The following is a 14,796-nucleotide window of genomic DNA, read 5'->3' on the forward strand; positions in this document are numbered from 1 at the left end:
ACTAGCCTTTTCCCTTTCGTAAATACTCTTGTAATTCGTCCAACTTGCACTTTGGTGCAATCATAATCGGCTCCTGGGTCTGAAAATTTGGACGATTGCCATCTAGAGTCTGAATGACGAAGCCCAGTTTGTCAGCCATCACATAGGCCGCTGCATAGTCCCAAGGCCAATTATAAGAGAAATAGGCGGCTAACCCACCAGCCAAGGTCTTAGCAAAACTAATCCCAGCACTACCATAGACACGCACACCTAAGCAATCACGAGCTAAATCAGCTAGTCCCCAGTGATTATGCTCCAGCATACTAGCATTTGAAGCCATAAGATATTGCTGCAAGGGCTTATCGATAAAAGCAGATAATTTCCGTTCATTACAGTAAACATCAAAAGCCCCACCTCCATGAAAAAGCTGGTCTCTTGTCACATCGTAAATCAAGCCGAACTTGCCCTGCCCATTTTCAAAATAAGCCAACATAATAGCAAAATCAGCCCGCTGGGTGATGAAATTATTGGTACCGTCAATGGGATCAATCACCCAGACATTGCCATCCGTGATGTCGTGTCGCAGGTCATTTTCTTCAGCCAAAATCGCGTCGTTCGGATACTGAGTTAAAATTTTCCCGACCAGGTCATCCTGGATGATCCGATCCATTTGAGTCACCAAGTCAGTCGGACTGCTCTTTTGTAGGACATCCAAGTCATCGTAGAGATGCTCCCTTAAAAAAGCGCCTGCCTGATAAACTATTTCTTTCGCAAAATGAAATTTATTTTCCAAGAGAAATCATTCCTTTCCCTTTCCTTTTTGCCTCCTGAACAGCCCGATAAAGAGAATAGCCACTGACCGTCTCAAACTCACGGCCGAGTCGCTTCTCTTCTCCCTTGCTGGGAACAACTTTCTTGAAGACTGCATAGGACTGTAGCAGTTTCTCCGCTTGAATCTTCTGTTCATAGGCTTGCTCTACGTCATTAAAAAAAGAAAGCACTGAAGCAAGCTCTTCAGTGCTCCACGATAAGTCTAGTGGGTAACTATAATTTTTTTCCATATTTTAAATATCAGCACGCATGGTTGCGGCTCTTAGTTCTTCTTTCCGATAGCCTCTAGGCAAGAAAGCACGGATTTCATCTTCATTGAACCCGATTTGCATTCGTTTACCATCCAGGATAATTGGGCGACGCAAAAGACTAGGATTTTCCTCAATCAGCTTAATAAGTGTTGAAATCGATAAATCCTCTACATCTAAATCTAGTTTTTGAAAAATTTTTGAGCGGGTTGAGATGATGTCATCAGTGCCATTTTCTGTCAATGAAAGAATGTGTTGCAATTCTGGAGCAGACAGAGGGCTCGTCATGATATTATGCTCCGTAAATGGAACTTCATGACCAATCAACCAAGCACGCGCCTTGCGACAGGAAGTGCAGCTAGGCGATAAAAATAGTGTAATCATGCTGTTCTCTTCTTATTTTTATATAGTAACTAACTCTATTATACTAAATTTTATCTCTCTTGACTAGATATTTTTAAGAATCGGCTTGAAATACTAAGAAAAATATCAAAAACTAACATTTATTCCGAACATTCCCAGTTTCTTGCCACTTCTTCATCACTCTTTAACTGACCAACCAGTTCTTCAATACCATCAAATTTGACCATATCACGAATCTTATCCAGCCAGATAATTCGAATCGTATCGCCATAGATTTCCTCCGCAAAATCAAATAGATTGGCCTCAAACCGAAGTTCATCTCCTTCAAAGGTTACATTTTTTCCAACACTAGCCATACCTCGATAAATCTTGCCATTGTGCTCAACATCTACCACATAGACACCATCTGCTGGCAAAATCACGCGATCCAATGGTGCTAGATTAGCTGTCGGGTAGCCAATGGTGCGCCCTCTAGCATTGCCATGAACCACAATGCCCCGAGTAGAGAGAGGATAGCCTAGTAGCTGATGCGCCTTGGCAACATCACCGTTTTGAATAGTCTCTCTAATCCGAGTAGAAGAAATCTTTTTCTCATCTTGATTAACTGATGAGACGATGACAATCTGACCATCGAAATAGTCTGCAAGCTCCTCTGCCTTTCTCTTGTCAGATCCAAAATGGTAATCAAAACCTGCCACAACTGCTTTCGCTTTAAGTGCAGCAACGTACTTATCAAAAAATTCTTGGGCTGTATTTTTAGAAAAGTGGCTAGTAAAGTCAATCAAGTAAAGGTAGTCCACACCCAAATTTTCTAAGTGAGCAGCGCGTTCCTCAGGATGATTCAAATGCAACATCAACTCTGGCTGATAGCGGACAAAAGCCAATTTGGGTGACTCAGGAAAGGTCAGTACAGCAATCTTCAGTCCTTGCTTCTCTGCGATTTTCCTTGCTTCCTTAAAAAGTCTCTGATGTCCCTTATGAAGGCCGTCAAAATAGCCCAAGACCAAGACTGTATCTTCTTCCTGCTTTATCTCTAATTCATTATTTATTCGTCTTATTTTCATCATTTTCCTATTTTACTATGTATCCGCTTTTTTTACAACAAATTAAATCCCATGAAAAGAACTTCTATTGCTCCAAGAAAACACCTTGCTATCTCTAACAAAGTGTCTCTATCAATATCGCAAAAACTATGAAACTACGCTGGTTACTGACGATCATCATAGCCGTTTGGATGACTGGAATGCCATTTCCAAGCGGTTTCGATAATGGTTTCGATATTGTCAAATTTCGGCTGCCAGCCCAGAACATTTCTCGCCTTCTCAGAGGAAGCAATCAGCGTATCTGGATCCCCTGGGCGCCGCTCTGCTATTTCCAAAGGAATCGGATGTCCGGTCACCTTGCGGGCTGCTTCTACAATCTGAAGGTTAGAAAAGCCAGTCGAAGAGCCAAGGTTAAAGGCATCCGAAGGTTGACCGGCACGCAGATGCTCAACAGCCAAAATATGAGCGTCAGCTAAGTCGAAAGGATGGACATAATCGCGGACATTGGTCCCGTCTGGAGTATCGTAATCATCGCCAAAGACAGCAATCTTTTCGCGTTTGCCCTGAGCCACCTGAAGCACGATGGGCAGGAGATGGGTTTCAGGTCCGTGATCCTCACCGATTGAACCGTCAGGTTTGGCACCGGCCACATTGAAATAACGCAGGGCTACAAACTTGATGCCATAGGCCTGGTCTGCCCAACGCATAATAGTCTCCATCATAAGCTTGCTCTCACCATAAGGATTGATAGGCTTTTGCGGAGTCGTTTCCAGAATCGGCACTTCCTCAGGAATACCATAAGTCGCCGCTGTCGAAGAAAAGACAATATTTTTAACACTGCATTCCTGCATGACTTCCAAGAGAGAAACCATACCGGCTGTGTTATTGTCAAAATACTTGAGCGGGTCCACCATAGACTCTGCTACCAGTGAAAAAGCAGCAAAGTGAATGACTGCATCGATAGATGGATGTTTGGCAAAGACATCACGCATAAAGTCCTTATCCGCCAAATCCCCCTCATAAAAGACCGCTTTCGGATGGACAGCTGCCCGATGGCCAGTCACCAAATTATCAACGACGACTACCTCTTCCTTGCCTGCCGCTACCAGACGGTCTACCATGTGCGAGCCGATATAGCCAGCTCCACCTAATACTAAAATTGCCATAAAACTTCCTTTCCCTGTTACGCTAGATTCATTATAACACATTTCCTAGGGCTGGATGCCAACGGATTGAACGAAGCGCATGAAAGCCTCCTGCCCTTCCTCTGTTCGCTTGTAAACTCCCGCATCTTCCAGTACTCGGCTGAAAATTTGTCCAACCGAGGCCTGAACTACTCCTTCCACCGTCTCAGCGGTAACATCTGGATTCTGCTCTTTGAGTTGATTGGCCCACTCCTGATGATAGGCAGCGACCTGACATTCTTCTCCCAGCAGAAACAGTTCAACTTGTTTGAGTTCTTCCTTGAGCCGAGGCGGCAGAATAGCCAGTCCCATAACTTCAATTAGACCGATATTTTCTTTCTTAATATGCTGCACATCTGCATGAGGGTGATAAATGCCGTCAGGATGTTCTGGGGAAGTTTGATTGTCCCGCAAGACCAAGTCTAGCTCAAAAGATCCATCTTTCCTGCGGGCAATCGGTGTGATGGTATGGTGCGGTTCACCCTCAGACTCTGCCAACACCTGCACACTTGGGTCAGAATAAGTCCGCCAAACTTGCAAGATCTTGTCAGCCAACTCAATCAACTGTTCCTTATTCTCAGATCTCAGCCGAATGACGGACATGGGCCATTTGACAATGCCTGCTTCCACCTCTTCAAATCCGCTAAAAGTAAAGCTGCAATCCAGCTCTGCTATTTCCATAGGGAAGGTATGACGTCCGCCCTGATAGTGGTCGTGGGTCAGAATAGAGCCGCCGACAATAGGCAGGTCGGCATTTGAGCCTGCGAAATAGCCTGGAAAGGTCTCGACGATGTCCAGCAGGCGCTCAAAGGTCAGCCGGCTAATGGCCATAGGAAGGTGCTGGCTGTGCAGAAAGATGCAATGTTCATTAAAATAAGCATAGGGCGAATACTGGAAGCCCCACTCCTGTCCAGCCAAATCAAATCGAATAATACGATGGTTGGCGCGGGCTGGGTGGTCCAAGCGACCTTGGTAACCTTCATTTTCCATGCAAAGCTGGCAGGCTGGATAATGGCTATTCTTAGCCTTTTTAGCTGCCGCAATTTCCTTGGGATCCTTTTCAGGCTTAGAGAGATTGATGGTGATTTCCAGATCTCCGTAGACAGTCTGCGCTTTAAAAGCAATGTTTTTAGCAATAGCCTTGACCTTGATGTAATCATTTTTTTGGCTAAGCTGGTAAAAATCAGCTACGGCTTGCTCAGGATTGGAAGCATAAGTCGTCCAGAATTCCCGATTGAGCTGGCTAGGGGCAGGGGTAATAAAGTTCATGAGCTCAGCTCCAAGGATTTCACGCGCAGTCTGACTATCTTCAATGGTTTCTAGTCCAACTGCCTCCTCGACCAGCTGGTCCTTAAGGTCAATCAACTCATCCAGATTCGTTTCAACTTCCAAAACACCTTCGCCCACTCGAGCCAAAACACGATTGCTCAGATAGATGGTGTCCATTTCTTCAAAAGTGCTATTGTCAATCACTGCTGACACAAAAGCATCCAGTAACTTCTTGGACATAGATCTTCCTTTCTTTTTCTAGTAAAGAGAGTGGGACAGAAATCGGTAATTCGTTAGAATTCGATTTTGTCGTCCCACCTCCGCACAGTTGATTAGGGCTGTAAAAGCTGATGAAATCAGCGTAATAGAGCCCACTCAACCACTGCGTCTTGCTCGACAATCCAAAGACAATTGAGAGGCTAGGACTTTTTTCCCAGACCCAAGTTTCTTTTCTGTGAGTTAGTCCAGCACTCGACTTCCACTAGCTACTTCTGCGATGTAGAAGCTAGGTTCATAGCCGACAACTTCTTGATACTTGCGGCCGACATTTTCTTTGAATGTGTCCACAGCGTCCTTATGAACTAAAGCAATGGCACAACCACCAAAGCCAGCTCCGGTCATACGAGCTCCCAGAACACCTTCTTGCTCCCAAGCCGTGTGAACCAAGGTGTCAAGCTCTAGACCAGTCACTTCATAGTCATGCTCTAATGAAATATGAGACGCATTCATGAGACGGCCAAACTTTTCAAGATTGCCTGCTTGCAAAGCTGCCCTCGCCTGCGAAGTGCGTTGATTTTCCAAAACGGCATGGCGAGCTCGTTTGAGGCGATCTTCATCTTCTATCAGATAGCTATACTCGTCAAAGGACCACTCATTTAATTCCCCCAAGGTAGCAATAGACAGCTTGCGATTAAGCTCTTCAACGGCTTTTTCACACTCCGCCCGACGCTCATTGTATTTAGAGTCAGCCAATTCACGACGTTTGTTGGTATTCATAATCACTACGACATTGTCCTTGAGAACAAGCGGCACCAAATCATATTCAAGAGTATTGGTATCTAGGTAAATGGCTCGCTGGTCAGCGCCCATTCCAATAGCAAACTGATCCATAATACCAGAATTAACCCCGATAAAATCATTCTCAGTTAATTTACCGATTTTCACTAGATCCAGACGTTCTAACTGCAAATCAAAAAGTTTCTCAGCAATAATACCGGTCAAAAGCTCTAGTGACGCAGATGAAGATAAGCCAGATCCGTTGGGAATATTTCCATAAACATAGACATCCATGCCTTGATCGATCGTATGCCCCGCCTCCTGTAGAAAATGCAGAACTCCTTTTGGATAGTTGGTCCAGTTATGCTCAGGCTCAAAGCGTAGATTTTCCAGTGGCACTTCAATAATCCCTTTTTCTTCAAAATTCCCTGAGAAGAATCGCAAGAGCTGGTCGTCCCGCTTACGAGCCGCTCCATAAGTTCCTAGAGAAATTGCTGCAGGAAAGACATGGCCGCCGTTATAGTCCGTATGCTCACCAATCAGATTGATCCGACCAGGTGAAAAGAATGTGTGATCCGCTTCTACTCCAAAAACTTTGGCAAAATCTGCGCGGATCTGCTCTACTGAAATGACATTTGACATAAGCTATACTCCTTTAAAATAAATGTTTGGTATTGTAATCGTTTTCTTATCTTTATTATAACTATTTTCGAGTAAAACTTCAATGAATTTAGTAAATTTTTACTTAATAAATCAATTAGCTAATATTTACTAAATTCCTCTTTGTTATTTACTTGTTTTTGAGGTATAATAGCCCATATAAGACAAATAGGAGCAAAAAATGGCTACAATTAAGGATATTGCCCAGGCTGCTGGGGTCTCTCCCGCTACGGTCTCCCGCGTACTCAATTACGACCCTGCCATGTCAGTCAGTGATAGCACTCGTAAAAAGATTTTTGACATCGCTGAGCGGCTAAACTATAAAAAATCAAGAAAAACTAAGCCAAACAGGACTCAAGCCTACCGTATCGGGCTTATAGAATGGTACACCGAGCAGGAGGAACTTGATGACCTCTACTACTACTCTATTCGCTTGGGTATTGAAAAAAAAGCCCAAGAATTGGGCTATGAGATTCTCAGAGTTTTTCAAAACGATTCTCTTGAGATATTGAAAGACATTAATGGCTTGATTGCCATCGGTAAATTCAGCCCAGCTCAAATTCAACAGCTGGAGCAGTACAGCAACCACTTAGTTTTTGTCGATAGTGATACGCTGAGTACGGGCCACAGCTGTGTGACGGTTGATTTTGAGAATGCTGTAAAGAAGGTTCTTGAGCACTTCATAAATGCTGGTTTTGACCAGATTGCCATGATTGCCGGGCAAGAAAGAACCTCTGACCAGACTAGAATCATCAGCGACCCTCGTTTGGCAAGCTTTCAGCAATATCTATCTGACAAAGAAATCTTTCAACCTGACTTGGTTAAGGTAGGCAGCTTTTCTTCGGAATCAGGCTATCAGATGATGACAGAGCTCATCAATGAGCACAAAGACAAGCTGCCACCTGCCTTCTTCATCTCCAGTGATGCTTTGGCTATCGGTGCCTTGCGGGCTCTGCAAGAACACGGAATTCATGTTCCTCAAGATATCAGCATTATATCATTTAATGATACTTCTATTGCTAAGTACATCTATCCCAGCCTCAGTACAGTCACCGTTTTTACAGAAGAAATGGGCAAGCAGGCTCTGCACATTCTGAATCAAAGTTTAACATCCGAAGAGGACTCCATTCCCTATATGGTCAAACTTTCTACCAGGCTGACCATTCGAGAAAGCAGTATCTAATAGAAAAAAGAACTTATGAAAACCTACGAACAATTATTTACCATTCTCAGCCAAGCTGACGATTATGTCAACGGAGAAAGTCTGGCTCAGACATTGGGCATTTCCAGGACCTCCATTTGGAAGGCCATTCAGCGCTTGGAAAAAGAAGGAATCAAGATTGATTCCGTAAAAAACCGTGGCTATAAGCTCAAAGTAGGGGATTTACTAATCCCAGAAATCATTGAAAAAAAGGCACCTATCAAGGTTTCCTTCAACCCCAATTGCCAATCTACTCAGATAGATGCCAAAGCAGGTCTGGAAGCAGGCGGCGAAGCCAATATCCTCTATCTAGCTGCTGCTCAATCCGCTGGTCGCGGTCGCTTCGGCCGAGATTTTTTCTCTCCAAAACAGGGCGGCTTTTATATGTCCCTCCATCTCAAGCCCAACCTGCCTTTTGAGCAAATTCCTTCCTATACCATTCTGACAGCAGGGGCTATTTATAAGGCAGTCAAAAATTTGACCCTCATGGATGTGGACATCAAGTGGGTCAATGATATCTACTACAAAAATAAGAAAATTGCTGGCATTTTGACCGAGGCCACTACTTCAATTGAAACTGGCCTCGTCACAGATGTTATTATCGGAGTTGGTTTTAATTTTTGCATTAGTGACTTCCCCAAGGAACTGCAAAATAAGGCTGGATCGCTCTTTAGCGCCCCAGCTCCCATCACCAGGAATGAATTGATTGCCGAAATTTGGACCTGCTTCTTCGAAAGTGACCCAGAGGAGCTCATTTACCTTTACAAGAAGCACTCCCTGGTCCTTGGTCGCCAAGTAAGTTTCCAACAAAATAATCAAACCTATAAAGGAATTGCCAGCGATATCTCGGACAGTGGCCAACTTCTAGTCCAGTTGGAGAACGACCAAAAAATCTGGCTCAACAGTGGAGAAATTTCTCTGACTAGCTGGTAATCTACCTAAAATTGCATTTAAAAAGCACTTGATGGTCCATTTCAAGTGCTTTTCTGTATAGTCTTTCTTCAAGTATGATGTCGCTATTTAATTCCCAAAGCAATCCGAGCATAGCGGCTCATCTTTTCTACCGTCCAAGCTGGGTACCAAACCAACTTAACATCAGTCTTAGTAACCTCTGGAACATCTGACATAGCATCATAGATCTGGTCAGTCAGAAGATCCGCCAAAGGGCATCCCATGGTTGTCAGGGTCATATCAATTTCTGTTTCTCCAGTGGTCTCATCAAAACGGATTTCATAGATTAAACCTAAATTAACAATATCAATCCCCAGCTCTGGATCGATGACCTGCTCCAAGCTCTCCAAAATCCGCGTTTTAATCTTTTCAACTTCTTCAGGGCTGTATTTTTTTTCTGACATGCATATCCTCCTTATAGATATGGCAAAAGTTCACATTAACTTGAGGGGCTTTTATTTTCAGCTAGAATTGCCGACTTTACACTTCCTACTGAAGGATTCCTGCCCCCCTTGCTCTTCGTTTCTTAATCTTCAATAAAATCTCTGAGTGGTTTGCTGCGGCTTGGATGGCGGAGTTTACGCAGGGCTTTTGCTTCAATCTGACGAATCCGTTCACGGGTGACATTAAAGACCTTACCGACATCTTCCAGTGTCCGCATTTTTCCATCATCCAGACCAAAGCGCAAACGCAAGACATTTTCCTCGCGGTCTGTCAGCGTATCTAGGACTTCATCCAACTGCTCGCGGAGAACGACACGGGTTGTGTAGTCAACTGGATTTTCAATCACTTCGTCTTCGATAAAGTCACCCAGATGGCTGTCATCTTCCTCACCGATAGGCGTTTCCAAGGAAACTGGCTCTTGGGCAATCTTGAGAATCTCACGAACCTTGTCAGGCGTCATATCCATACGCTCAGCAATCTGCTCCGGCGTTGGATCTTGACCCAATTCCTGCAAGAGATTACGTTGCTCGCGAACTAGCTTGTTGATGGTTTCCACCATATGGACCGGAATCCGAATAGTCCGAGCTTGGTCGGCAATCGCACGAGTAATCGCCTGACGAATCCACCATGTTGCATAAGTTGAAAACTTAAATCCCTTGGTGTAATCAAACTTATCAACGGCCTTCATCAGTCCCATATTTCCTTCTTGAATCAAGTCAAGGAACTGCATACCACGGCCAACATAGCGCTTAGCAATGGAAACAACCAAACGAAGATTGGCCTCAGCTAGACGCTGTTTGGCTTCCAAATCTCCCTGCTCTACCAAGATCGCCAACTCCTGCTCTTCTTCATTGCTGAGAAGGGGCACAACCCCGATTTCCTTCAGATACATGCGAACTGGGTCATTGACCTTGGCTGAATTGCTCCCTAGGAGCTCTTCATCCGTCAGCTCTGCCTCTTCCTCTTCAGTATTCAAGACACGCGCGCTAGGATTTCCTTCCTTATCCGTGATAGAAATGCCCGCATCCTGAATACGCTGCAGCAAATCCTCAATCCCATCAGCGTCCAAGGCGAAGGGGATGACCAGTTTGTCGTTTATTTCATCATCCGTTGCTGCACCCATTTGCTTGTGATTGCGGATGAATTCTGCAATTTGAACGTCTAATGTTGTTACTTCTTTTTGTTTTGTAGCCATACCTACTCCATTCTTCTTTTTTGTGCGATAAAGCGCTCCACCTCTAATATAGCGGCATCGTCATCTCCAGTATGCAAAGCTTCTCGAACCTTTTTGCTAATCAGCTGATTATTCTTTCGAAGCAATTCGCGTTCCCTAGTCAGCTCAACTTCTGCCAATTCTCCATCTTCCATCTCCTCTGGCAAATCTTCCTCCAACATCCGATACCAAAGTTGCTGGACTCTTTCTGGTAAGCTAGATAAATCCTGCGAAGTCACTTCACCATTGGTCAGTAAAAGCTCGTATAGCTCCTGCAATTCCGCCGTATCAAAGGCAAAATCTGTACGAAGCCGATAGCTATTTAAAACCAGCGGATTATGTACCATACGATAGAGGATATGGATTTCCGCCTTTATCAGCCGTGATAGCTGTTTAGACAGCGGAAGATCTACCAGTACAGGTCTTCTTAGAGATTCCGACTGCTGCCCACTTCGACTACTTCGTTCAGTCAAACGACTATTGTTAACCGTATTCTCTACCTGCTGGTAATCAAAATCTGGCAGCAACTCAGCCAACATATAAATATAGGAATTCTGAGCTGTAATAGATTGCGTCTGAGCAATAATAGGCGCCATTCGCTCTACAAATTCAATCTGAGCCTGCAAATTTTCAATATTATCCGGCTTGAGATAACGCAAAAGGAACTCTACATCACTAATTCGCGTTTTGGTCAGAAATTGTCGCAATTCCTCGGCAGAATTTTTAGCAATAAATTCATCTGGATCCATATTGTCAGGAAAGGATACAATTTCTACCGACATATCCCGTATCTCCTCTAAAGCCTTGGCTGTCGCAGCCTGACCAGCCCTGTCTCCATCATAAGTCAGAATGATCTTCTTGCAATACTTACGCAGATGCTGGACATGCTCAGGTGTCAGAGCTGTTCCCATAGATGCGACTGCATTTTCAACTCCAGCCCGATAGGCCGCAATCACATCCATGAAGCCCTCCATCAGATAGACCTCATGGCTCTTTTTAATCACCGGCTTGGCCTTATCCAGATGATAAAGCTCATAGCTTTTATTAAAAATAGGGGTGCTGCGACTATTCTTATACTTAGCAGTCTGTGAACCAAGTTCCGAATCTTGCCAGATCCGACCAGAAAAGGCGACAACCTGACCCTTGTCATTGGTCAAAGGAAACATAATCCGGTTCTGAAAAGCATCGTAAACCAGATTATTCTCTGCCAAATTAAAAAGACCCGAGTTCATGATAGTGGACTCATCAAACTTACCAGCCATACTCTTATGAAGATAGTTGCCTTCATTGGGAGCCAGTCCGATTTGAAAATGCTTAATGACTTCATCCGTCAGCCCACGCTTGTAGAGATAAGCACGCGCTTCTTCTCCTATCTTGGTCGTCATCAGAACCGCATGGTAAAACTTCGCTGCTTCTGTATGAATATCATAGAGCGCCTGATGCGGATGAGCCTGTCTCGGTCGATCTGCGCTAGCTCTCTCCATACCTAAGGAAATGCCCGCTCTGTCTGCGACAATCTGCACAGCATCCATAAAGGATACGCCTCGGTAGTCCTCAATAAACTTGAAAACATCCCCCGACTTGCCACATCCAAAGCAGTGATAGAACTGCTTGTCCTCTACAACATTGAAAGAGGGCGTCTTTTCGCCATGAAAGGGACAAAGTCCCAGAAAATTTCTCCCAGCCTTGGTCAAGGCTACTGTTTCTCCTATGACATCGACGATATTGACACTATTTTTTATTTCAGAAATCATTTCTTTATCCAATAGACAATACCTCCAATTTATCATAGAATATCACTCTATATTTTATAATAATTTGACGCAAATGTAAAACATTTGATAGGCAAATGACTTGAAATAATTGCTACTTTAAGCTATAATATAACCACAAATATTAAATTATTTTTTGAAAGGAAAAGAAAATGTTAAAGGATCTTAAAGAATTTTTGCTACGAGGTAACGTGATTGACTTGGCAGTCGGGGTTATCATTGCGAATGCTTTCGGAGCAATCGTCAACTCATTGATTACTGACGTTATCACTCCCCTCTTCCTCAACCCAATTTTGAAAGCTGCACAATTAGAGCAAATTTCTCAATTGAAATGGAACGGAGTAGCTTATGGTAACTTCTTGAGCGCCGTGATCAACTTCTTGGTAGTCGGTACTGTTCTCTTCTTCATCGTTAAGTCTGCTGAAAAAGCACAAAGCCTTGCTAAAAAGAACGAAGAAGCTGCTGAAGAAGCACCAGCTGGACCAACAGAACTTGAAGTTCTGCAAGAAATCAAGAGCTTGCTTGAAAAACAAAACTAATATCCAAACAGCACTGAAAAAATCAGTGCTGTTTTTATTATGTGCTTCCCATTCAAAAGAAAAAAACAGCCAAATCGGCTGCTTTCTCATTCTATTTATTAGAATTTTTTACGTTTACGAGCTGCTTCTGATTTGCGTTTGCGTTTTACAGAAGGTTTTTCATAGAATTCACGTTTGCGTGTTTCTTGAAGAGTACCAGCTTTAGTAACCGCACGTTTGAAACGACGAAGAGCATCGTCAAGAGATTCATTCTTACGTACTACTGTTTTTGACATTTTTTTCACTCCCTTCAAGTCCAAAATCTATATAATGATACCACATATAGAAAGTCGTGTCAAGTATTTTATGTCATTCGTATGTGTCTGAATTTTTGAGGTTTCAAAACATATTGCTAGCGGAAATACTTAACTATCAGGTTTTACCCAATTTTTGAAAAGTTACGAAAACCAACTGTCTCAAAATAACAGCTGGTTTTTACTTTACAAGGTCTTTCGTTTTTTAGCTTCTTTCGAGAGGGAAATATTCTTAATTTTCTCATGGCGTAAGAAGCGTTGGATGAGGCGCTGGTCGCTTACATCTGCTTTCAAATCAACCACGTAGTCCAACTTGATAAACTTATTGTCAACGGACTGGACAGAGGTCAACTCAAAGCTTTTGCAGGCTGTTTCAAAGATTGCTTCAAAAAGGACTTCATAGTCTAATTCAGCTGGAATCTGAATTTGTACATAACGTCTGGTTTGACTAACCGAACTAAAACCCATCTTTTCAAAGAGCAACCAAAAGAAGGAAATGAGGAGCGTGAAAAAAACTCCTAGAGTTAAGAAACCCATTCCTGTCGTAATCCCAATCGCTGTCGCCATAAAGATAGTCAAAAGTTCTTTAGATCCTCCTGCTGCTGATCTGAAACGAATCAAACTGAATGTTCCTGCTACAGCGACACTGGTGCCCAGATTTCCATTTACCAAGAAAATGATAATGGAGATAATAGCTGGCAAGAGAGACAGCGTGATGACAAACTCTTTGGTATAAATAGTTTGGTGCTTATAGACCTTGGCCAAAATGAATCCCAACATCAAGCCAGTCACGAGGGAGGCTATTAGAGCTAGAGGGTTAACCTTGACTTCAGCCGAAGAATAGATACTGTTAAATAGTTGTGTAATCATTGTTTCTCTCCTTAAACCTTGGCGGCTTGAGGAATCAATTCTTTAGATTTTAGATAGGCTTTGCCGTATTTTGAGAAGGACTGATCTTCAAGGCCGTATTTGTTCAAAATTTCTGACATCCACTGAGGATATTCCCCTGGAACCTTGATTTCCATAATCACCATATCCTCTTCTAATAGTGGATATCCGTGGCGACCTGAAGTCAAGTCTACATCATAATCACGGAAGCGGATATTTGAATCAATCGTCACACGAACTTTTTTGTCCTCTGAGCCCTTCATCGAGTAACGGTCATAGCTAATCACCATTTTCGGTTTTAAGCCTGCATAACGCTCCTGCAACAGCTCCACTTCTGTCTTGACCCGCTCATCGGAAATAGTCTGGTCTGCAAGTCCCTTCTCAATATAATTAACGACTGAAGTTAGATTTGAAACAAGTCGATATTTGAAACCAACGTCCTCAGACTTTTCTTGATTTCCAAAAATACCTGACTATCCTTTGTTGGCTTCGCTGCATAAGTCCGCATCCGTAGCTTTTCACGACCACCTCTTCTAGCAATCGAATCTTGGATCATTTGAAAATAATCATTGTCAAAATAGATATTTGAAATGGTAGAAGTTGCGTAATCATCTGGAATGAGGTAAGCATGCATTTCACCTTCTAAGCGAGCCAAGGTTACACGATCTAAGATGTACTTTGTTTCAACACGTTGGAAGTTAGTTTGGATTTGTTTTTGTTTCATTTGTATTCTCCTTTTGTTCTACAAATGTAGTTTGTGGTTTTAAAAGAAAGAGAGCCCTTGCTCTACTATTTTCTACTTTCCGGACAGTATTTTCAAAATTTTATTCTACATTTGTAGTTTATAGTTACATTCTACACTTGTAGTTTTCAAAAGTAAAGGGGAAAATTACTAAAATTAAAAAAACTTTAAAATTTACCT

The 14,796-nt window shown here is 43.0% G+C and carries 15 protein-coding genes and 1 pseudogene; 3 read left to right on the forward strand and 13 right to left on the reverse strand.

The features are described 5' to 3' along the window. Window position 1: 1 nt before the first annotated feature. The 7 genes from FXF62_RS01420 to FXF62_RS01455 form a co-directional block, all read right to left on the reverse strand. Entirely contained in the window at window positions 2-772 is a 771-nt protein-coding gene (locus FXF62_RS01420; protein WP_149517367.1) for an inositol monophosphatase family protein, read from the reverse strand. After that, on the reverse strand, window positions 762-1,040 hold the full coding sequence (locus FXF62_RS01425; protein WP_005590249.1) for a UPF0223 family protein: 279 nt from the start codon (window positions 1,038-1,040) through the stop codon (window positions 762-764). Before FXF62_RS01425 ends, FXF62_RS01420 begins: the two co-directional genes overlap by 11 nt. A gap of 3 nt (window positions 1,041-1,043) precedes the next feature. Continuing rightward, window positions 1,044-1,442 (reverse strand): Spx/MgsR family RNA polymerase-binding regulatory protein, encoded by a 399-nt coding sequence (locus FXF62_RS01430; protein WP_005590248.1) that lies wholly within the window; start codon window positions 1,440-1,442, stop codon window positions 1,044-1,046. 119 nt (window positions 1,443-1,561) lie between these two features. Further along, window positions 1,562-2,485, reverse strand: coding sequence for a bifunctional riboflavin kinase/FAD synthetase (locus FXF62_RS01435; protein ID WP_316578645.1), 924 nt, complete (start codon window positions 2,483-2,485; stop codon window positions 1,562-1,564). 143 nt (window positions 2,486-2,628) lie between these two features. Continuing rightward, complete coding sequence (gene galE, locus FXF62_RS01440; RefSeq protein ID WP_187984208.1) at window positions 2,629-3,630, reverse strand: UDP-glucose 4-epimerase GalE; 1,002 nt, start codon at window positions 3,628-3,630, stop codon at window positions 2,629-2,631. Window positions 3,631-3,675: 45 nt separating this feature from the next. Beyond that, window positions 3,676-5,157 (reverse strand): UDP-glucose--hexose-1-phosphate uridylyltransferase, encoded by a 1,482-nt coding sequence (gene galT / locus FXF62_RS01445; protein ID WP_149517370.1) that lies wholly within the window; start codon window positions 5,155-5,157, stop codon window positions 3,676-3,678. A 219-nt stretch (window positions 5,158-5,376) separates the two neighbouring features. Continuing rightward, window positions 5,377-6,555 carry a galactokinase gene (locus FXF62_RS01455; RefSeq protein WP_149517371.1) on the reverse strand — a complete coding sequence of 393 codons (1,179 nt, stop codon included), beginning with the start codon at window positions 6,553-6,555 and terminating at the stop codon, window positions 5,377-5,379. Between the two features lie 199 nt (window positions 6,556-6,754). Here FXF62_RS01455 and FXF62_RS01460 point away from each other — a divergent pair, with 199 nt between their 5' ends. Continuing rightward, window positions 6,755-7,756 (forward strand): LacI family DNA-binding transcriptional regulator, encoded by a 1,002-nt coding sequence (locus FXF62_RS01460; RefSeq protein ID WP_149517372.1) that lies wholly within the window; start codon window positions 6,755-6,757, stop codon window positions 7,754-7,756. 15 nt (window positions 7,757-7,771) lie between these two features. After that, complete coding sequence (birA, locus tag FXF62_RS01465; RefSeq protein ID WP_149517373.1) at window positions 7,772-8,707, forward strand: bifunctional biotin--[acetyl-CoA-carboxylase] ligase/biotin operon repressor BirA; 936 nt, start codon at window positions 7,772-7,774, stop codon at window positions 8,705-8,707. Window positions 8,708-8,790: 83 nt separating this feature from the next. Here the strand turns inward: birA and FXF62_RS01470 are convergent, their stop codons facing one another. The 3 genes from FXF62_RS01470 to dnaG all read right to left on the reverse strand — a co-directional run bounded on the left by FXF62_RS01470 (window position 8,791) and on the right by dnaG (window position 12,172). Beyond that, window positions 8,791-9,129: a metal-sulfur cluster assembly factor gene (locus FXF62_RS01470; protein ID WP_045497205.1), complete on the reverse strand. Its 339-nt coding sequence runs from the start codon at window positions 9,127-9,129 to the stop codon at window positions 8,791-8,793. A gap of 122 nt (window positions 9,130-9,251) precedes the next feature. Next, window positions 9,252-10,364 (reverse strand): RNA polymerase sigma factor RpoD, encoded by a 1,113-nt coding sequence (rpoD, locus tag FXF62_RS01475; protein ID WP_062198728.1) that lies wholly within the window; start codon window positions 10,362-10,364, stop codon window positions 9,252-9,254. A 2-nt stretch (window positions 10,365-10,366) separates the two neighbouring features. Then, window positions 10,367-12,172, reverse strand: coding sequence for a DNA primase (gene dnaG / locus FXF62_RS01480; protein WP_149517374.1), 1,806 nt, complete (start codon window positions 12,170-12,172; stop codon window positions 10,367-10,369). 134 nt (window positions 12,173-12,306) lie between these two features. Here dnaG and mscL point away from each other — a divergent pair, with 134 nt between their 5' ends. Then, window positions 12,307-12,693 (forward strand): large conductance mechanosensitive channel protein MscL, encoded by a 387-nt coding sequence (mscL, locus tag FXF62_RS01485; RefSeq protein ID WP_149517375.1) that lies wholly within the window; start codon window positions 12,307-12,309, stop codon window positions 12,691-12,693. Between the two features lie 98 nt (window positions 12,694-12,791). On the opposite strand, the gene rpsU is transcribed toward mscL, so the two are convergent. The 3 genes and pseudogenes from rpsU to FXF62_RS01500 all read right to left on the reverse strand — a co-directional run bounded on the left by rpsU (window position 12,792) and on the right by FXF62_RS01500 (window position 14,598). Further along, window positions 12,792-12,968, reverse strand: a complete 177-nt coding sequence (gene rpsU, locus FXF62_RS01490) for a 30S ribosomal protein S21 (RefSeq protein ID WP_000048054.1) — start codon at window positions 12,966-12,968, stop codon at window positions 12,792-12,794. A 204-nt stretch (window positions 12,969-13,172) separates the two neighbouring features. Further along, a complete protein-coding gene (locus tag FXF62_RS01495) occupies window positions 13,173-13,856 on the reverse strand; it encodes a DUF4956 domain-containing protein (RefSeq protein ID WP_149517376.1) in 684 nt (227 codons plus the stop codon). A gap of 11 nt (window positions 13,857-13,867) precedes the next feature. Continuing rightward, window positions 13,868-14,598: pseudogene (locus tag FXF62_RS01500) on the reverse strand (polyphosphate polymerase domain-containing protein). Window positions 14,599-14,796 lie beyond the last annotated feature (198 nt).

Origin of the sequence: Streptococcus cristatus (assembly GCF_008369405.1) — a bacterium.
Classification (GTDB): Bacteria; Bacillota; Bacilli; order Lactobacillales; family Streptococcaceae; genus Streptococcus; species Streptococcus cristatus_G.